Here is a 17,489-nt window from a genome sequence, read left to right on the forward strand (position 1 = left end):
TCGATATCGCCGGGGTGCTATACCGGGAGGCGCGATGGAGTTGAATTCGCTCAGGCAGTTCCTGGTGGTGGCGCGGCTGGAACACCTCAGCGGCGCGGCCGAGGAGCTTCGCGTCGCGCAGCCGTCGCTGAGCCGTACCATCGCCCGGCTGGAGAGCGAGCTGCGCACCCCGCTGTTCGACCGGAGCGGCCGGCTGCGGCTCAACGACGCGGGCCGGCTCTTCCGCGACTACGTCGAACGCTCCCTGGGCGAGCTGGACGCGGGACGGCGGGCCGTCGCCGAGGCCGTCAGCGAGGGCATGGGCACCGTACGCCTCGCGTCGGAGACCTTCCTCACCCTCACCGGGCCGCTGGCCGCCTTCAAACGAGCCCACCCGGCCATCGAGGTCGAGCTCCGCTGGATGGCGGCCGAGGACATGGGCCGCCATCTGCGCGCCCAGGACGTCGACCTGTGCGTCGCCTCCCAGCCGATCTCCGCCGAGGGCCTGGAGGCGGCCGAGCTGCTCGACGAAGGGGTCGGCCTGGCCACGCCGCTCGGCCATCCGCTGGCGGGCCGCACGTCGGTGAGCATCGACGAGCTCATCGGCCAGCCCTTCGTCAGCGCCCGCAAAGGGCACTGGCAACGCCGCCTCCTCGACCGGCTCTTCGCCGCACGCGACCAGACCCCGAAGATCGTCTGCGAGGTCGACGAACCCAGCGCCATCGCGGCCCTGATCAGCGCGGGGCTCGGCATCGGCCTCGTGCCCACCTTCGCCCTGAGCAGCCCCACGCGGGTGCCCGCCGCCTGGATCCCCATCGACGGCCCCGACTGCCGGCGCACGGTCACCCTCTACTGGGGCGCCGGCAGCCACCTGTCCGCCGCCGCCCGGCTGATGCGCGCCACGATCGCCGACTGGGGCTGGACCACCGGCGAGCGCTAGGGCTGGAGGTCGACGACGCCTCTGCCGCTGGGGATGTCGAGCGGCACCGAGACCTGGTCGTGCACGATCAGCCACGTGCCATCGATCTTCCGCAGGCAGTACGTGACCCTGACCCACATGCCGCCCGCCGCCGTCCCGTCCTTCAGCGTGCCGCTGAGACGGCCGAACGCGTGCCCGAACGCCAGGTCATCGCCCACGGTGAGCGTCAGGTCGCGCAGCTCGTACGCCACCGTCTCGAAGAACGTGAAGACGGGCGCCCAGTTCTTGAGCTTCGCCTCGATCCCCACGTGCTGGAGCGGCGGCTCGATGTCGAAGGACACGATGTCCGGCGCGTAACACCGCCTCAGACCCTCGATATCCTTCTCCTGAAGCCCTTCGACGATCTTGTCGATCAGCCGGCGGATCTCGGCCTCGTCTACCTCGCGCTGCGCAGGCATCGCCGCTCCAACTCTTCCCTTATCAGTGGATGTGCCGCCTCCGAGGTTATGGCTCCAGAGTTATCTTGTCCAAGATAAAGATTGCCATGACGTTATGCCTTGGGCGGCATGACGCCGCACCCTGTTCAGCGCGGACCGCCGACGATCCGCGCTGAACAGGGCCGCCATCATGCTCAGGGACAGGTCGGCTCACCACTCTGCGCGGGGACGTTCACCCCGCTCCACGCCGCCTTGATGACGTTGAACTCGACACAGCCGGTGAACAACGTCCTGGCCGCCCGCAGCGTCGCCACACGAGCCTTGGCGTGCGTCCACGGGGCCGTCTTCATGTTCAGGCCCGTCATGAAGACCTGGCCCGCCTTGCGGACGCCGATGCCGGTGATGGCCGCGCCGCCGTCGCACCGGCTGGAGGCGGGCTTCCCGCTCGGGTTCGTGCCCTCGGCCAGCAGGTAGAACCAGTGGTTCTGCGGCCCGGCCGCCGCGTGCACCTGGGTGCTCGGGATGGAGGAGCTGTAGCAGTTCGGGTGCCCCAGCGCCGATGGGTTGTACATGTTCCTGATCGCGCCGCGGCCCGACAGGTTGACCTCCTCGCCGACCAGGTAGTCGGGCGGGTCGAGGCTGGCCGGCTCGTTGGCGAACGCCTCGGTCAGCGCGCCGAAGATGTCGCCCGTCGACTCGTTCAGGCCGCCGGACTCGTTGCCGCTGCCGCCGCTGCCGCCGGAGAACTGGAAGATGCCGTGGCCGAACTCGTGCCCGACGACGTCCATCGACACGGCCTGCTGGGTGCCGGCGGAGTTACGGCCGAAGGAGGCGAACGACCCGTTCCAGAAGGCGTTGGCCTGGTTCAGCCCGACCCTCGCGGGGTAGCCGCGGCCCGAGCCGTTGATGCCGTTGCGGCCGAGCCAGTCACGCAGCATGTCCCACTGGCGCTGGGCCGCGAAGAGCGCGTCGACGCAGGCCGTCTCCAGGTTCGTGCCGCTGCCGTTGCCCCAGCTGTCGGTCGACTTGGTGTACGCCGCGCCGTTCTGGCCGCCGCACTGGATGCCGGTGCGCGTGGGGTCGCGCATCACGTACGACGGGGAGGTGTCGATGGTGACCGGGTTGCCGTTGTAGTAGCTGTTGCCGGTGCCGTGGACCACCTCGTCCCACTGGTCGATGACCTGGCCGTCACGCGCGTCCACGTACACGTGCAGGATGCTCGACTGGTCGCCGGCGGCGGCCACGACCTCCCACGCCAGGCGCGGCGTGGGCGTGGTGGCGTGCACCACGAGAGCCGGCGTGCCGATCGAGGTGGCCTTGGGCGCCACGTTGCGGGCCGTGTCCGCCGCCGTCTGCGCGGCGATCTGCGGCTTGGTGTCCAGCGCGATCATCGTCTGCTGGCCGGTGTCGATCGTGCTGACGGACCTGCCGGACTTGGCGGTCGTCACGACCACCTCGCCGCCGTAGACGGGCAGGCCGGCGTACGTGCGCGTGTACGTGAGGTGCTGGATGCCGTTGACGCCGGCGATGGCCGACGACAGGGAGAAGTCGTCCTGGTCGGCGGCCAGGAGCCGCGTCCGGCTGGAGTCGATGACGCTCTGCGCGGTCGCCACCGCGGCGCCGCGCTCCGAGGGTGAGGGCGGGTCGGCCACCTGGGCGTTCGCGCTTGTGACGCCCGCCGGTGTGGTGAGGGTCAGGGCTAACGCGAGTATGGCGGCAGTGCCCAGCCTGAGCTTGGGGTTCACGCTCGTTGCTCCTCAGGGGGGTGGAGTGGACGAGCCCCGGCCGGCTGGGGGTGCCCTCAGATTGACATTGAGAGTGACCTAAGTGATACCTCCCAAGTTGCCCATAACGCCGTGGTATGGATGGACGTCAGACAGGAAGAAAGCCACAAGGGGGGAACCAGAGCGCCCGGCGCGGCGTCCCTAACTATCAATGAGATTTCCAAAAACCCTGCTGCCCGCTGTACTGCTCGCCGCCATCGCCGCCGCCGCCGGGCGGCCGGTGACGGCCGAGCTGCCACCGCCGCCCGCGTTCACGGCCGACGAACTCCACCACAGGTACGAAACCGGCGGCTGGCCAGGCCGCCAGTTCCTGGCGCTGAGCCGCACAGGAGACGGCCAGGCGATCGAAGTGGTCGGCGACCTCGCCACCGCACGCACGATCATCGTCTACGTCCCCGGCTCGGGCCAGAGCCTGAGCTCGTTCGACAGCTCCTTCGAAGGGCCCGGGCGAGCCGCCCGCGCACTCCACCGCGAGGCCACCACGATCGCCCCGGGGGTCGCCGTGATCGGCTGGCTCGGCTACGACCCGCCCGACCTGATCAACCCGGAGATCCTCACCATCTGGCCGGCGGAACGAGGAGCGAGCCGGTTGCGGACCTTCGTCCGCGCACTTCCCGCCCGGGCGCGCGTCAGCCTGGTCTGCCACAGCTACGGCTCCGTCGTCTGCGGCCAGGCCGCCCCCGGGCTGCCCGTCGACGACCTCGTCGTCACAGGCAGCCCCGGAATGGGCGTGCGGACGGCCGGCCAGTTGCGCACACCGGCCCGTGTCTGGGCCGGACTCGGGCGCCGCGACGACGTGTTCCGCGCCGGAGTACGCATCGGCCCGCTCGGCTTCGGGACCGACCCGGCCAGCCCCGGCTTCGGCGCACGCGTCTTCGACGGCGGCACCGCCACGCACGGCGGATACCTCAAACCGGGCAGCCCCACCCTGAAACGCATCACCCGCATCGCCGTCACCGGAACGACCGGGTGAACCCTTCTCCGCACACCCACGTGGACGCCCTCGCAGCCGCCGCCCTCACCATCGTCGTCCTCCAGCACTGGCTCCTCACCGCCTTCGCGACCACGAACCAGGTCACCACGACCAGCCTGCTCACGGCTATGCCGTCGTGGGCGCCCGCCGCCTGGCTGCCCCAGCTCGCCCTCGCCCTGCTCTTCTTCGCCGGCGGCCACGCCCGCGCCACCGCCCCCTGGCCCGCGGGGCAGGTGGTGCGGCCCGTGGTGACGTTCCTGGTGGCGTGGGGCGGCGGTCTTCTCGTCCTGCTGGCGAACGGGTTCTCACAGGACGCGATTCGGCAGATTCTCGCCACGGCGCTCGAACCGATGACCTACCTGATCCCGTACGCGCTGCTCACCGCGATCAGCCCCAACCTGCTCCGGTTCACCTGGCCTCTGGCCCTCGCCGCCGGCTGGCTGAGCCCACCGCTCCTCCTGGCGGTGCCGTACGTGCTCGGCCTGGCCTGGGGGCGAGCCCATCCGAGGCCGGTGAGCGGGCAGGCGGAGAGCCGCCTGGTCGCCCTGATCAACCGCTTCGCCCTGCCGCTCTATCTCTGGCACCCGACGACCCTCGTCGTGGCGGCGCTGGCCACGGCGCGGCTCGGACCCATCACGGGCCTCAACGACTCCCCCACAGGACCTTTCTGGCTGATCGCCCGGCTCGCCTGGCTCCCCGTCCTCGCCACCGTGCTGATCGGCCTGGTGGCGCTGGCCCGGAATCGGTCTGCCTAGAATCGAGGGTCCATCGCCGATCCGAGACCGCGGGAGGCCGAGAGTGGAGCCGACCGGCTCGCCGGTCGAGACCGACTGGGAATCCCATCGCCCGGCGGTCTTCGGGGCCGCCTACCGCATCCTCGGCACCGTCACCGAAGCCGAGGACGTGACCCAGGAGGTCTGGCTGCGCGCCGCCGCCGCCGACCTCTCCGAGGTACGCGACCTGCGGGCCTGGCTGGTGACCGTCGCCGCCCGGACGTCGTACAACGTCCTGCAATCGGCACGCGTACGGCGCGAGTCCTACGTCGGACCCTGGCTCCCCGAACCCCTCCTGACCGGCCCCGACGCCGCCGCCCAGGTCCTCATGGACGAATCGGTGAGCACCGCGCTGCTCGTGGTCATGGAGCGGCTCAGCCCGGCCGAACGCGTCGCCCTGGTGCTCCACGACGTCTTCGACCTCCCCTTCGGCCAGATCGCCGACGTGCTCGGCAGCACACCCGCGGCCGGCCGCAAACTCGCCTCCCGTGCGCGGGCGCGCGTCGCCGCCGTGCGGGAGCGGCCCCGGGCGTCCAAGACCGAGACCGAACGCGTGCTCAGAGCATTCAAGGCGGCCGCCGAAGCGGGCGACCTCGCCGGGCTCGTCCACCTGCTGAACCCCGACGCCGTGTACATCGCCGACGGCGGCGGCAAGGTGACCGCGGCACGCAGGCCCGTTCACGGCGCCACGACGATCGCCCGGCTCGCGGCCAGGCAGATCGAGATCAGGCGCCCCGACACGTTCGAGATCATCGAGGTCAACGGATATCCGGCCCTGGCGACGTACCAGGATGGCGAACTCGTCTGGCTCGACACCGCGGAGATCACCGACGGGCGGATCACGCAATTCCGGAGACTCGCCAACCCCGACAAACTCGCCCACCTCGGTCACATCTGAACCCGCCATCTTGTCTCCCTGCCGAACCCCCTTCAGGGAAGAGAGGACGGACCATGGCACACGTTGTGATCGTCGGAGGCGGCTTCGCGGGCGTCTGGAGCGCGGCGGGAGCGGCACTCGCACGCGGAGACGCCGGCCTGCGCATCACCCTCATCGCGCCGAACGACCACCTCGTCCTGCGACCACGCCTGTACGAGCCCGACCCGGAGGTCGCCAAGGTAGAACTGCGCAGAATCCTCGGCCCGATCGGCGTCCGGCATCTGCGGGCCACCGTGAGCACCATCGACACCACCCGCCATGTCGTGGTGGCTGACGGCCAGGAGATCCACTACGACCGCCTCGTCCTCGCGGCAGGCAGCGGACTCGTCAAACCGCGCAACCTCCCCGGCGCCGAACGGCTCTTCGACATCGACACCCTCGACGGAGCCCGGCGGCTCACCGGTCACCTCCGGCACCGCAACGACTACTCCGCCATCGTCGTCGGCGCCGGGTTCACCGGCCTCGAAGCCGCGACCGAACTGGCCGCCCGAGGCCGCGTCCTGCTGGTGGACCGCGCGAGCACGGTCGGCGCCCAACTCGGGGCAGGCCCACGCAAGGAGATCGAGGCGGCACTGGACCACTTGGGCATCGAACGCCGGCTCGGAACGACGGTGACCGAGGTCGGCGACGGATACGCCATCCTGTCCGACGGCACCACCATCGAAACGGACGCGGTCATCTGGTCCGTGGGAATGCGAGCCAGCGAACTCACCCGCCAGATCTCCGGCGAGCTCGACCACCTCGGCCGCGTGCCGGTGGACCGGCACCTGCGCGCCCTGCCCGGCGTGTTCGCCGCCGGAGACACCGCCGCGGCCGCGTTCGACGCCGGCCACACCGTCATGCAGGCCTGCCAGCACGCCACCCCGCTCGGCAAGGTCGCCGGCTACAACGCGGCGGCCGGCCTGCTCGGCCTGCCGCTCCGCGACTTCACCCCCGGCCCCTACGTCACCTGTCTCGACCTGGGCGACGCCGGCGCGATCTTCACCCGGGGCTGGGACCGCAGAGTGATGGCCTCAGGCGCCCAGGGCAAGGAGGTCAAGAAGCGCATCAACCAATACATCCACCCACCGGTCGACGACGCCACGAAAATCCTCGCCGCCGCCGACCGCGTCTACATCGCTCTCCCCTTCTTCCCCCGCGACGAAGAGCAGTCCGCGGCCTGAGCCGGTTCAGTGATGAGGGAAGCAGACTCTGGAGTGGAGGCGAAGAGGGCGGCCGGGCGGGAGAGGCGGCTTCAGCGGAATGCCGGTCCAATCGGTGTCCTCCAGGTCGTACGTGGCAACGGGGCGGCCAGGGCGGTGGATGTGCAGAGCCGGCTCCGCGCCCTCATCCTCCAGGTCTTCATCGGCCAGGTAGCCGGCCAGGTGCGTACGAACATCGGCGGTAGAGGCGAACAGGACGAAGGCGTCCTCCCACTCGTTGTTGTTGATCCAATAGGCGCTGCGCAGTAGCGCGAAGGCGTGGCGGGGGTGGCTCATCCGGCTCCGAGACCCTCGGGGAGGCGAGGCACGAAGGGAGGAAAGGGCCGAACGGGCGCAACGGTCATCGGGTGCGCGGCGCAGGGCCTCCTGATAGGCGGCGATCGCGCCATCCTGATCGCCCGCCCAGGTCAGGGCATGGCCCAAGTAGAGCGGCATCAGGGCGTCATAGGGGTCCGTGGCAAGGGCCGCCTCCGCGGAACGGACGGCCTCCTCGGTGAACGGACGGCTCACGCCCTTGGCGTCATACTTTCCCAGCCCGTTGAGCAGCGTTCCGTCGTCATCGTCGAAATCGCAGCGCACGTCGGACAGCGCCACGTGCCGAAGGGCGAAGGTCGAGGCCACCGCACGCAAAATCGCCAGAGTCCCGGCGTCTTCGTGCGGCAACTGCTCGGCCTGGTCGCAGTGGTGGCGAGCCTGGGCGATCAGATCAGGGACCGCCCGTTCGCCACTGAACCGCCGAAGCAGGAACTCGCATTCGGCAAGCGACCGACCGGCCTGCCGCAGATGGATATGCGGATCTTGTACGGGCATGGGCCGTAAGTCTGCCATGCGGAGCCTCAGGTGGGCGGCCAGTTTCGCAGGGCCATGCCGGCCACCACCTGGAGGTCGTCACGGGTGGCACCGGCGGCGGCCTGGACGGCGATGCCGTTGGCCACGGCCATGAGGTATCGGGCGAGCGGGCCGGGATCGGCCCCGGCGGACAGGTCGCCCTCGTCGACGGCCCGCTGGAAACGCTCCCGCAGGAGCGAGATGCCGTTGTCGCGCCAGGCCGCCAACGTATCGCGGGCCCCTCGGCCGGGCTCGCCCGCCGCCAGGGCACCTTGCACGCCGAAGCACCCGGCGGGGCAGTCGGGACTGGTGGTGGCCAGGACGGAGCCGTTGAGGAACGCGACGGCCACCTGCCGCGCGGTCGGCTCCTCCAGGGCTCGGGGAACGTACGCGGCGGGGCCGTCGGTGTAGCGCCGCAGGGCCAGGTGGAACAGATCCTCTTTGTTGCCGAAGGCGGCGTACATGCTGGTGCGGCTGATGCCCATGGCGTTGGTCAGGTCGGTGAGGCTGGCGCCCTCGTAGCCCTGGTCCCAGAACACCCGCATGGCCTGATCGAGCGCCTTTTCGGCGTCGAAGCCGCGTGGCCGGCCGATCGGCGCCTTTCCCTGAGTCTGCACGCGAGCGATCCTACCCCTTTTGTACCGGACGGTGCCGAACTGCTATCGTCCCTTCGGCACCGATCGGTACAGAAATCTCTTGAGGTGAAAAGCATGAAGCAGTTGGAAGGCAAGACCGCCGTCGTCACCGGTGGCGGAACGGGGATCGGCCTCGCCGCCGCCATCCGATTGGCGGCCGAGGGGGCGCACGTCTTCATCACCGGCCGCCGGAAGACCGTTCTGGACGCGGCGGTGGAGAGCATCGGCGCGGCGACCGCCGTACCGGGTGACATCTCGGACCCGGCCGATCTGGACCGGCTCTATGCGGCGGTCGAGGCTCGGGGGCGGGGCCTGGACGTGCTGTTCGCCAACGCCGCCGCGGCGTCGTTCGCGACGCTGGAGCAGGTCACCGAGGAGCACTTCGACGAGACCTTCGGCGTCAACGTCCGGGGCACCCTGTTCACGGTGCAGAAGGCGCTGCCGCTGCTCAACGACGGCGCGTCGGTGATCCTGAACTCCTCGGTGCGCGCCGGTGACGGTGTCGCGGCGTTCGGCACGTACGCGGCCTCCAAGGCGGCGATCCGATCCTTCGCCCGGACCTGGGCCAACGAGCTCAAGGACCGGAACATCCGGGTCAACGCGATCTCCCCGGGCACCATCGACACCCCTGGTCTCGACGGCGTGGTCGATGCGGCGGACACGCCCGTCACCAAGTCGCACTTCGCCGCGGGCGTCCCCCTCGGCCGGATCGGGCGTCCGGAGGAGGTCGCCAACGTGGTGGCCTTCCTCGCGTCCGACCAGGGCAGCTTCTTCCTCGGCGCCAACTTGATCGTCGATGGCGGCGAGGTGCACATCTAGCCAATTGACTGGGAAACGGGTATTGACCGGTCAAAATGGGCGCGGCGGGCCTTCATCGAAGGTTCGCAGGAGGTCAGGGCATCAGATCCCGGAGTCGCTCGATCGCGGCGATCCGCCCGGCCGAGTCCTCCGCGAGCGGCTTCACGCTGACCGTCGTGATGCCGCACTCGGCGAGTTCGGCGACACGTTCGGCCACGTACTCCTTCGGGCCGATGAGCGACGTGGCGCGCAGGAGGTCGCCGGGCACGGCGGCCTCCGCCTCGCTCTTGCGGCCCGACAGGTAGAGGTCCTGGATGAGCGCGGCCTCGCGTTCGTAGCCGTACCGGCGGGCGAGGTCGTTGTAGAAGTTCTTGCCCTGGGCACCCATGCCGCCGATGTAGAGCGCGAGCTGCGGGCGGGCGCGGTCGAGCAGGTGGCCGACGTCGTCGCCGATGGCCAGCGGCATGGTGGCCACGATGTCCAGCGGGCCCAGGCTCGGGTCGCGGGCGGCCGCACCGGCGTCGAGCGACGGGCCCCACACCTGCCGCAGCCTGCCGGGATGCAGGAAGATCGGCAGCCAGCCCTCGGCGATCTCGGCGGCGAGCCGCACGTTCTTGGGACCGATGGCGGCCAGCATGATCGGGACGCGGTCGCGTACCGGATGATTGATGAGCTTGAGTGGCTTGCCCAGGCCGGTCCCGCGCCCGGCGGGCAGCGGGAGCTCGTAGTGCTCGCCCTGGTACACGACCGCCTCGCGGCTCCACACCCGGCGGCAGATGTCCACGATCTCGCGGGTACGGGCGATCGGCGCGTCATAGGGCACCCCGTGGAACCCCTCCACCACCTGCGGCCCCGAGGCGCCCAGACCGAGCGTGAACCGGCCGTCCGACACGTAGTCCAGCCCGGCCGCGGTCATCGCGAGCAGTGACGGCGTCCGGGTGTAGATCGGCAGGATCGCCGAGGCCAGGTGCATCCGGTCGGTGGCGCCGGCGAGATAGCCGAGCTGGCTCACGGCGTCGAAGGAGTAGGCCTCCGCCACGAAGGCGATCTCCACCCCGGCCGCCTCCAGGTCGCGCAGCCCCGCGGCCGCCTCCTTGAAACCGCCGCCGTAGGCCAGGGTCGTGCCGATCCGCATGGCGAAACCTCCAAGGTCAGATGGGCCGCGGGCCCGTACCGCCCGCGTCCGCCAAGGTGTTGACGTGTGTCTCAGAGGTCACTTACAGTACGCCTACTTAACGAACGATCGATAGTGGCAACTCGATTTAACTTAACGAACGATCGACGCATATCTGGGTGAGGTAGTGCCGTCGCCTGGAGGAGCGGCGGGAACGTGGCGTTCAGAGCGGGGGAAGGCGGCGGCATATGGCGACCGAAGCCGCCTCACGACAGTGAGGCCATAAGACAGAGAGAAACCGGATGCTCGAGATCGAAGGGCTCGCCGTCCGTTACGGCGCACGCGAGCCGGTACTCCACGAGGTGAGCCTCACAGTCGGTGAGGCGGGCGTCGTCGCGCTGCTCGGCGCGAACGGCGCGGGAAAGACCTCTCTCATGCGGGCCGTCTCGCGGACGATCGCGCTGCACGGCGGGTCGGTCACCGCGGGGTCGATCCGCTTCCTGGGACAGGAGATCACCGGGGCGAACCCGGCCGGTGTGGTGGCCCGCGGGCTCGTACAGGTCCCGGAGGGCCGGCACGTGTTCGGCCCGCTCACCGTCGACGAGAACCTCGACGCGGGCGCCATCACCGTCCGCTCCCGCGAGGCGAAGGCGCGTACCCGAAGTCAGGTCTTCGAGATGTTCCCCCGGCTGGCCGAGCGGCGCCGGCAGCGGGCCGGCACGCTGTCCGGGGGCGAGCAGCAGATGCTCGCCATCGCCCGCGCGCTGATGTCCCAGCCGAAGCTGCTGCTGCTCGACGAGCCGTCGCTCGGCCTGGCGCCGCGGCTGGTCGAACAGATCGGCGAGACCGTACGCGAGATCGCCCGCGACGGCGTGCCCGTGCTGCTGGTGGAGCAGAACGCGGCGATGGCCCTGTCCGTCGCCCACTCGGCCTACCTTCTGGAGCTCGGGCGGGTCGTGCTGAGCGGCCCGGCGGGCGAGTTGTCCCACAGCGACGAGGTCCGCCGGCTCTATCTCGGCGAAGACGGCGACGACGTGGAAGAAGACGTGAGTGACGGCCGGGCCGTGCCCCGGCTGAGCCGGTGGACGGCATGAACCCGCCCCGGCTGACGGTGGACGCGGTGAGCGTGGCGTTCAGCGGCCTGCGGGCACTGGACGAGGTGTCGTTCACCGTCGAACCGGGCACCGTGCATGCGGTCATCGGCCCCAACGGGGCGGGGAAGTCGTCGCTGCTCAACGCCTTGTGCGGCATCTATCCCGTGACCGGCGGGCGCATCCTGCTCGACGAGCACGAGGTGACCCGGCAGCGGCCGGACCGCGTCGCCGCGCTGGGGGTCGGCAGGACGTTCCAGAACATCGTGGTCTCGCCGCGCGAGTCGGTGCTGGACAACCTGATGGTGGGCCGGCACCGGCTGACCCGCGCCGGCCTGGTCAGGACCGCGTTGTGGCTCGGCCGCGGCGAAGAGCGCCGCCACGAGGCGCGGGTACGCGAGATCGCCGGCTTCGTCGGCCTCTCGGAGCGGCTGGACAAGACCGCGGGGCGGCTGGCGTACGGCGACCTCAAGCGCCTGGAGTTCGCCAGGGCGCTGTGCCTGGAACCGCGCCTGCTCATCCTCGACGAGCCGGTCGCCGGCCTGAACACCGCGGAGAGCCGCGAGCTGGGACGGCTCGTCCTGGCCGCGCGCGACGCGCTCGGCCTCACCGTCGTCTTCGTGGAGCACGACATGGGCGTGGTCATGTCGATCGCCGACCGCATCACGGTGCTCGACTTCGGCAGGGTCGTCGCCGAGGGCGCGCCCGCCGAGGTGCGCCGGAACCCGACCGTGATCAGCGCCTACCTGGGCGCGCCGGGCGAGGACGCACAGGAAGGGGCGCCCCGATGATCCGCCTGCTGGAACTGCTCGTCAACGGCGTGTCCCTCGGCCTGCTGTACGCGCTCATCACCCTCGGATTCGTCATCGTCTTCAAGGCCACCCGCGTGGTCAACTTCGCGCACGCCTCGTTCCTCCTGCTCGGCGTGTACGTGGTCGCCGTCACCCAGCCGAGCGTCGGGTTCGCCGTGGCGGCGCTGCTCGGCCTCGCCGTCGCCGCCCTGCTCGCGCTGGCGACCGAGCGGCTGCTGCTGTCCCGCGTCGACCCGCACAACCACCACGCGATGGCGATCCTCACCATCGGACTGAACGTCGTGCTGACCGCCGAGCTGACCCGCCGCCTCGGGGAGCACGTGCTGCCGCTGGGCGCGCCTTGGGACGGCCAGGTGGTCAATCTGGGGCCGCTGACGCTGCCGCTCACGGCCGTCATCACCGTGGTCGCCGTGCCGCTGCTGATCGGCGGCCTCACCGCGCTGCTCACGCTGACCGGCTGGGGGCTGGCGATGCGCGCGTCCATCGCCGACGCCGAGGGGGCGGCCCTGGCGGGGATCCGGCTGCGCCGGGTCTCGGCCACGGCCTGGGTGCTGGCCGGGCTGCTGGCCACCGCGGCCGGGATCGGCCTGGCCTCGTTCCCCAGTCCGGGCGTCAGCCTGAGCATGGAGTCGGTCGCGATCGCCGCCTTCCCCGCGGCCATCATCGGCGGGTTCGACTCGCTCGGCGGCGCCATCGCCGGGGGCCTCATCGTCGGCGTCGTCCAGGTGCTCGTGTCCGGTCACCAGGACTCGCTCGCCTTCCTGGGGCTCGGCGTGGGTGACGTCGTGGCCTATCTCGTGATGATCGTCGTGCTGCTGTGGCGGCCGTCAGGACTGTTCGGGTCGAAGGAGTTCAGCCGTGTCTGACGACACCCTCGCGCCTGCCCGCCCCGCCCCCGCCGAGGCGCGGGCCCGGACGCTGCCGAGCCACCTGCCGGTCGCCGCGGCCGTGGCCGCCGCGATCGTGGTGGCGCTGGTCCTGCCGCTGTACGTGGACGCGTTCTGGCTGCGCATCGGCCTGTTCGCGATGGCGTCGGCGGTCGGGGCGCTCGGCCTGACCATCCTGTTCGGCGCGGCCGGGCAACTGTCGCTCGGGCACGCGTTCTTCGTCGCGGTCGGCACCTACGGCTACGCGTTCCTCGCCGGAGACGGCGGCGGGCAGTTGGGGGGCCTTGGGTTGCCCCCGCTCGTGGCGGCGGTGCTCGCGACCCTGCTCGCCGGGCTGTGCGGCCTGCTGTTCAGCCCGATCGCCGGACGGCTGCGCGGCATCTATCTCGGCATCGCCTCGCTCGGCCTGGTCTTCCTCGGCCACCACCTGCTGCTGAACCTGCGGCCGGTGACCGGCGGCTACGACGGGCGCTCGGTCACGCCCTTCGCGCTCGGCGGGTTCGTCTTCTCCGACGCCGGGGGGCTCGTCGTGCTCGGGGTGCCGTTCGGGGCCGTGGAGAACCTCTGGTACCTCTTCCTGGCCGTCACCGTCGTGGCCGTGCTGGTGGCCCGCAACGTGCTGCGGGGCCGGCCCGGCCGGGCGTTCCGCCTCATACGCGACAGCGAGGTGGGCGCCGCCGCGATGGGCGTGCGCGTGCAGCGCACCAAATCCGCCGCGTTCGTCCTGTCCTCGATGTACGCCGGTACGGCCGGCGTGCTGACGGCCCTGGCGTTCCAGCGGGCCGTCCCCGACTACTTCGACCTCCACCTCTCCATCGACTTCCTCGCGATGATCGTCCTCGGCGGGCTCGGCTCGACCTCCGGCGCGATCATCGGGGCGACGTTCGTGGTCGCGCTGCCGATCGTGCTGGCCCGCTACGCCGACGTGCTCCCGCTGGTCGCGGGCCCCGGCCAGGAGGGGCTGGAGGCGTCCATCGCCGCGCAGTTCGTGTACGGCGCGCTCGTCGTGGTCGTGATGCTGACCCAGCCCGGCGGGCTGCGCGCGATGCTGCACGCCCTCCGTGACCGGCGCGGGCCCGCCGCCCCCTGACCCATCCGGCACCCCCCAGAAAACACCAGGAGGACTCCATGAACCGGTCCCGTCCGCGCGTCTTCGCCGCGGCCGCCCTCGTCGCCGCCCTGTCCGTCACCGGTTGCTCCACCAAGGCCACCTCGTCCGCGGGCGCCGCCGCCCCCGGCGTCAGTGACGCCACCATCAAACTCGGCATGCTGCTGGACCTGTCCGGCGCGTTCGCCACGTCGGGGAAGACCAGCAACGCCGGCAGCCAGTTCGCCGTCGACGAGATCAACGCGGAGGGGGGCGTGTGCGGGCGGAAGATCGAGCTGGTCATCCGGGACCACGGCTACGACGTGCAGAAGGCGGTCACGGCCTACGACGAAATCGCGCCCGAGGTCCTCGGTTTCCTCAACGTCTACGGGTCGGCGATCACCTCGGCGCTGCGGGACAAGATCTCGTCGAACGACGTGCTGGTCGGCCTGACGGCGTTCGCGCCGACGCTGCTCGGCGACCCGCATCTCCTGGTGGTCGGCGCCACGTACGACATCCAGGCGATCAACAGCGTCGACTGGATGGTGCGCGAGGGCCTGCTGAAGAAGGGCGACACCCTCGGGCACATCTACCTGCAGGGCGAGATCGGTGAGAACAGCCTCAAGGGCAGCACGTTCGCTGCCGGGAAGCTGGGGCTGAAGCTGTCCGGCCAGCAGATCAAGCCGACCGACGCCGACCTCACCAGCCAGGTCAACGCGTTGAAGGCGGCCGGCGCCAAGGCGATCCTGCTGGACTCGACGGCCAAGCAGACCGCGGCGGTGGCCAGCGCCGCGCAGGCCGCCGGGCTCGACGTGCCGATCATGGGGAACGTGGCGAGCTTCAGCACGAGCCTGCTGTCGACGGCGGCCGCGCCCGCGCTGACCAAGCGGTACTACCGGGTGTCGGGCGTCGGCCTGCTCGGCGCCGACACGCCCGCGGTCAAGGCGCTCGCGGACAAGTGGAAGGCCAAGTTCGGCGCGCAGCAGCCGGAGTCGGGCGGCGCGGTCGTCCTGTCCTACCTGTCGACCCACCTGTGGGCGAAGATCATCAGCGGCACGTGCGGCGACCTGACCCGCAAGGGCCTGCTCGCCGCCCGCGCCAAGGTGACCGACTTCAGCATCGACGGGCTGGGGCCGGCGCTGGACCTGTCGGACCCGGCGCAGCCGACCTCGCGGGCGAGCCAGATCCACCGCCCCGACAAGGACGTCTACGCCGGCATGAAGCTCGTCGAGGACTTCAAGGTGTCCGACCTCGCCAAGGAGTATCAGGTCAAGGCGGGATAGGCCCCGCCGGGGCCGATGATCATACACGCGACACGTGTGGAATAGGATGTGGTAATGGGGACACGCGGCACGGCGGAGGCGGCGGATCGGCCGCCTAAGGCGGTGACCAGGGGAAACGGGCTCGCTGCGATCATGCAGTCGGCACGCGGCATCTTCGCCGAGCGTGGCTACCACGGCGCCTCGATCAGGGACATCGCGAAGGGCGCGGGGCTGAGCCTCTCGGTCCTCTACTACTACCACGCTGGCAAGCAGGAGCTGCTCCACGCGCTGCTGGAAGACGCCCTCGACGACTGCCGGCGCGGCTGCGAGACGGCGCTGGCCACCGCCGGTGACGACCCGGCGGCGCGGCTGGGCGCGTTCGTCCAGGCCACGGTCGAATACCGGGTGCGGCGGCAGGTCGACAGCCTGCTCGCGCTGCGCGAGCTGCGCAACCTGGAGCCGGAGCGGCTGGAGCGGTTCGTGGAGCGGCGCGACGCGCTGCCGAAGCTGCTGCACGAGATCATCGACGACGGCGTGGCGCGCGGCGTCTTCGCCACTCCCCATCCCGACGAGGCGCAGCGGGCGATCCTGGCGATGTGCAACGCGATCGCCCAGTGGTATCAGCCCGGCGGTGACCTGAGCGTCACCGACCTGGTGGAGCGCTATGTCCATCTGGCGCTCACGGTGGTGCAGCACAGCCCGCCGCCCCGCAGGTCACGCCCCAAGAGCCGCTGACCCGTCCGATCCGGGTCCTCGTATGCCGACCCATACTTAACGATCGTTCGACAAAATAGAGAGAGGAACGATGCGACGCACCGTCTTCGACGACGACCATGAGGCGTTCCGGGCCACCGTCCGCGACTTCCTGGCCCGCGAGGTCGTCCCGGTCTTCCCCGAGTGGGAGAAGGCGGGCGCGCCGCCCCGCGACTTCTACCGGTTGCTGGGCGGGCTGGGCATTCTCGGCCTGCAGGTCCCCGAAGAGTACGGCGGGGGCGGCCAGCGCAGCTTCAGGTTCAACGCCGTGGTGAACGAGGAGCTGGCGCGGGCCAGGCTGGGCCTCGGCCCGGTGCGGGTGCACACCGACATCGTGCTCCCCTACCTGCTGCGCTACGCCTCCGAGGAGCAGCGGCGGCGCTGGCTGCCGGGGGTGGCCGGCGGCGAGCTGATGACCGCGATCGCGATGACCGAGCCGGGCACCGGGTCCGACCTCGCCGGCATCGCCACCACCGCCGTCCTCGACGGTGACCACTACGTGCTCAATGGTGCCAAGACCTTCATCACCGGCGCCGTCAACGCCGATCTCGTGCTCGTCGTCGCCCGCACGTCCCCGCCTTCGGACAACCGGCGGGCCGGGCTGAGCATCCTGGTGGTCGAGGCGGCCTCGCGCGGCTTCTCGGTGGGCCGCAATCTGGACAAGCTCGGCCTCAAGGCGCAGGACACGGCCGAGCTGGCCTTCGAGGACGTTCTCGTACCGGTGGTGAACCTGCTGGGCGAGGAGGGCCGGGCGTTCGAGTACCTCGGCCACAACCTCGCGCAGGAGCGGCTGTCCATCGCCGTGAACGCGCAGGCCGCGGCGGCGACGGCGCTGGAGGTCACCGTCGACTACGTGAACGGGCGCAACGTCTTCGGTCAACCCCTGTCCGGCTTCCAGAACACCAAGTTCGTGCTCGCCGAGTGCGCGACCGACGTGGAGGCGGGCCAGGCGCTGGTCGACCGCGCGCTGCAGGAGCACGACGCCGGCCGGCTGAGCGCGGCCGACGCGGCCAAGGTGAAGCTGTTCTGTACCGAGCTGCAGTCCCGCGTCGTCGACAAGTGCCTGCAACTGCACGGCGGATACGGATACGTGCTGGAATATCCGATCGCCCGCATGTACGCCGACGCACGGGTCACCCGCATCTACGGTGGCACCAGCGAGGTCATGAAGAGCATCATCGCCAAGTCCATCGGCCTCTGACGAGAAGGAGCACCCCT

Annotated in this window: 18 protein-coding genes; 13 read left to right on the top strand and 5 right to left on the bottom strand. The window is 70.6% G+C overall.

The features are described 5' to 3' along the window. The first annotated feature begins 34 nt into the window (after window positions 1–34). Entirely contained in the window at window positions 35–919 is an 885-nt protein-coding gene (locus C4V41_RS44515; RefSeq protein ID WP_103962084.1) for a LysR family transcriptional regulator, read from the top strand. On the opposite strand, the gene C4V41_RS44520 is transcribed toward C4V41_RS44515, so the two are convergent. After that, window positions 916–1,356 (bottom strand): YybH family protein, encoded by a 441-nt coding sequence (locus C4V41_RS44520; RefSeq protein ID WP_103962085.1) that lies wholly within the window; start codon window positions 1,354–1,356, stop codon window positions 916–918. The genes C4V41_RS44515 and C4V41_RS44520 overlap by 4 nt on opposite strands. 173 nt (window positions 1,357–1,529) lie before the next feature. Beyond that, window positions 1,530–3,080, bottom strand: coding sequence for a M4 family metallopeptidase (locus C4V41_RS44525; RefSeq protein WP_103962086.1), 1,551 nt, complete (start codon window positions 3,078–3,080; stop codon window positions 1,530–1,532). 190 nt (window positions 3,081–3,270) lie between these two features. Here C4V41_RS44525 and C4V41_RS44530 point away from each other — a divergent pair, with 190 nt between their 5' ends. From C4V41_RS44530 to C4V41_RS44545, 4 genes are read left to right on the top strand one after another with little or no spacing between them, the layout of a single operon-like run. Next, entirely contained in the window at window positions 3,271–4,092 is an 822-nt protein-coding gene (locus C4V41_RS44530) for an alpha/beta hydrolase (protein ID WP_103962087.1), read from the top strand. Window positions 4,093–4,112: 20 nt separating this feature from the next. Further along, window positions 4,113–4,847, top strand: a complete 735-nt coding sequence (locus tag C4V41_RS44535; protein WP_103962088.1) for a hypothetical protein — start codon at window positions 4,113–4,115, stop codon at window positions 4,845–4,847. 43 nt (window positions 4,848–4,890) lie between these two features. Further along, entirely contained in the window at window positions 4,891–5,763 is an 873-nt protein-coding gene (gene sigJ / locus C4V41_RS44540) for an RNA polymerase sigma factor SigJ (protein WP_103962089.1), read from the top strand. Between the two features lie 53 nt (window positions 5,764–5,816). After that, window positions 5,817–6,965 carry an NAD(P)/FAD-dependent oxidoreductase gene (locus tag C4V41_RS44545; protein ID WP_103962090.1) on the top strand — a complete coding sequence of 383 codons (1,149 nt, stop codon included), beginning with the start codon at window positions 5,817–5,819 and terminating at the stop codon, window positions 6,963–6,965. A gap of 6 nt (window positions 6,966–6,971) precedes the next feature. Here the strand turns inward: C4V41_RS44545 and C4V41_RS44550 are convergent, their stop codons facing one another. Continuing rightward, complete coding sequence (locus C4V41_RS44550; protein ID WP_146104020.1) at window positions 6,972–7,814, bottom strand: tetratricopeptide repeat protein; 843 nt, start codon at window positions 7,812–7,814, stop codon at window positions 6,972–6,974. Window positions 7,815–7,840: 26 nt separating this feature from the next. Then, on the bottom strand, window positions 7,841–8,449 hold the full coding sequence (locus tag C4V41_RS44555; RefSeq protein ID WP_103962092.1) for a TetR/AcrR family transcriptional regulator: 609 nt from the start codon (window positions 8,447–8,449) through the stop codon (window positions 7,841–7,843). Window positions 8,450–8,542: 93 nt separating this feature from the next. Here C4V41_RS44555 and C4V41_RS44560 point away from each other — a divergent pair, with 93 nt between their 5' ends. Beyond that, window positions 8,543–9,286 (top strand): SDR family NAD(P)-dependent oxidoreductase, encoded by a 744-nt coding sequence (locus C4V41_RS44560; RefSeq protein WP_103962093.1) that lies wholly within the window; start codon window positions 8,543–8,545, stop codon window positions 9,284–9,286. A gap of 73 nt (window positions 9,287–9,359) precedes the next feature. On the opposite strand, the gene C4V41_RS44565 is transcribed toward C4V41_RS44560, so the two are convergent. Then, window positions 9,360–10,400 carry an LLM class F420-dependent oxidoreductase gene (locus tag C4V41_RS44565; RefSeq protein ID WP_103962094.1) on the bottom strand — a complete coding sequence of 347 codons (1,041 nt, stop codon included), beginning with the start codon at window positions 10,398–10,400 and terminating at the stop codon, window positions 9,360–9,362. 281 nt (window positions 10,401–10,681) lie between these two features. Here C4V41_RS44565 and C4V41_RS44570 point away from each other — a divergent pair, with 281 nt between their 5' ends. The 7 genes from C4V41_RS44570 (at window position 10,682) to C4V41_RS44600 (ending at window position 17,472) form a co-directional block, all read left to right on the top strand. Beyond that, the gene (locus C4V41_RS44570; RefSeq protein ID WP_103962095.1) at window positions 10,682–11,473 is read left to right on the top strand and encodes an ABC transporter ATP-binding protein; all 792 of its coding nucleotides are present in this window, start codon (window positions 10,682–10,684) and stop codon (window positions 11,471–11,473) included. After that, entirely contained in the window at window positions 11,470–12,261 is a 792-nt protein-coding gene (locus tag C4V41_RS44575) for an ABC transporter ATP-binding protein (protein WP_103962195.1), read from the top strand. The genes C4V41_RS44570 and C4V41_RS44575 overlap by 4 nt, the downstream gene beginning before the upstream one ends. Beyond that, the gene (locus C4V41_RS44580; protein ID WP_103962096.1) at window positions 12,258–13,148 is read left to right on the top strand and encodes a branched-chain amino acid ABC transporter permease; all 891 of its coding nucleotides are present in this window, start codon (window positions 12,258–12,260) and stop codon (window positions 13,146–13,148) included. The genes C4V41_RS44575 and C4V41_RS44580 overlap by 4 nt, the downstream gene beginning before the upstream one ends. Beyond that, the gene (locus C4V41_RS44585; protein ID WP_235030769.1) at window positions 13,141–14,259 is read left to right on the top strand and encodes a branched-chain amino acid ABC transporter permease; all 1,119 of its coding nucleotides are present in this window, start codon (window positions 13,141–13,143) and stop codon (window positions 14,257–14,259) included. Before C4V41_RS44580 ends, C4V41_RS44585 begins: the two co-directional genes overlap by 8 nt. A 38-nt stretch (window positions 14,260–14,297) precedes the next feature. After that, window positions 14,298–15,539 carry an ABC transporter substrate-binding protein gene (locus C4V41_RS44590; RefSeq protein ID WP_103962097.1) on the top strand — a complete coding sequence of 414 codons (1,242 nt, stop codon included), beginning with the start codon at window positions 14,298–14,300 and terminating at the stop codon, window positions 15,537–15,539. A gap of 132 nt (window positions 15,540–15,671) precedes the next feature. Beyond that, window positions 15,672–16,253 (top strand): TetR/AcrR family transcriptional regulator, encoded by a 582-nt coding sequence (locus C4V41_RS44595; protein ID WP_200824650.1) that lies wholly within the window; start codon window positions 15,672–15,674, stop codon window positions 16,251–16,253. A 70-nt stretch (window positions 16,254–16,323) separates the two neighbouring features. Then, entirely contained in the window at window positions 16,324–17,472 is a 1,149-nt protein-coding gene (locus tag C4V41_RS44600; RefSeq protein ID WP_103962099.1) for an acyl-CoA dehydrogenase family protein, read from the top strand. Window positions 17,473–17,489 lie beyond the last annotated feature (17 nt).

It is taken from the genome of Nonomuraea solani, from assembly GCF_900108335.1.
GTDB lineage: Bacteria > Actinomycetota > Actinomycetes > Streptosporangiales > Streptosporangiaceae > Nonomuraea > Nonomuraea solani.

Bases quoted from the DNA above. Each gene is read 5' to 3' on its own strand.
- C4V41_RS44600 (WP_103962099.1), top strand. From the start codon at position 16,324: ATGCGACGCACCGTCTTCGACGACGACCATGAGGCGTTCCGGGCCACC.
- C4V41_RS44590 (WP_103962097.1), top strand. From the start codon at position 14,298: ATGAACCGGTCCCGTCCGCGCGTCTTCGCCGCGGCCGCCCTCGTCGCC.
- C4V41_RS44580 (WP_103962096.1), top strand. From the start codon at position 12,258: ATGATCCGCCTGCTGGAACTGCTCGTCAACGGCGTGTCCCTCGGCCTG.
- C4V41_RS44560 (WP_103962093.1), top strand. From the start codon at position 8,543: ATGAAGCAGTTGGAAGGCAAGACCGCCGTCGTCACCGGTGGCGGAACG.
- C4V41_RS44515 (WP_103962084.1), top strand. From the start codon at position 35: ATGGAGTTGAATTCGCTCAGGCAGTTCCTGGTGGTGGCGCGGCTGGAA.
- C4V41_RS44570 (WP_103962095.1), top strand. From the start codon at position 10,682: ATGCTCGAGATCGAAGGGCTCGCCGTCCGTTACGGCGCACGCGAGCCG.
- C4V41_RS44530 (WP_103962087.1), top strand. From the start codon at position 3,271: ATGAGATTTCCAAAAACCCTGCTGCCCGCTGTACTGCTCGCCGCCATC.
- C4V41_RS44520 (WP_103962085.1), bottom strand. From the start codon at position 1,356: ATGCCTGCGCAGCGCGAGGTAGACGAGGCCGAGATCCGCCGGCTGATC.
- C4V41_RS44595 (WP_200824650.1), top strand. From the start codon at position 15,672: ATGCAGTCGGCACGCGGCATCTTCGCCGAGCGTGGCTACCACGGCGCC.
- C4V41_RS44550 (WP_146104020.1), bottom strand. From the start codon at position 7,814: ATGCCCGTACAAGATCCGCATATCCATCTGCGGCAGGCCGGTCGGTCG.
- C4V41_RS44545 (WP_103962090.1), top strand. From the start codon at position 5,817: ATGGCACACGTTGTGATCGTCGGAGGCGGCTTCGCGGGCGTCTGGAGC.
- C4V41_RS44575 (WP_103962195.1), top strand. From the start codon at position 11,470: ATGAACCCGCCCCGGCTGACGGTGGACGCGGTGAGCGTGGCGTTCAGC.
- C4V41_RS44565 (WP_103962094.1), bottom strand. From the start codon at position 10,400: ATGCGGATCGGCACGACCCTGGCCTACGGCGGCGGTTTCAAGGAGGCG.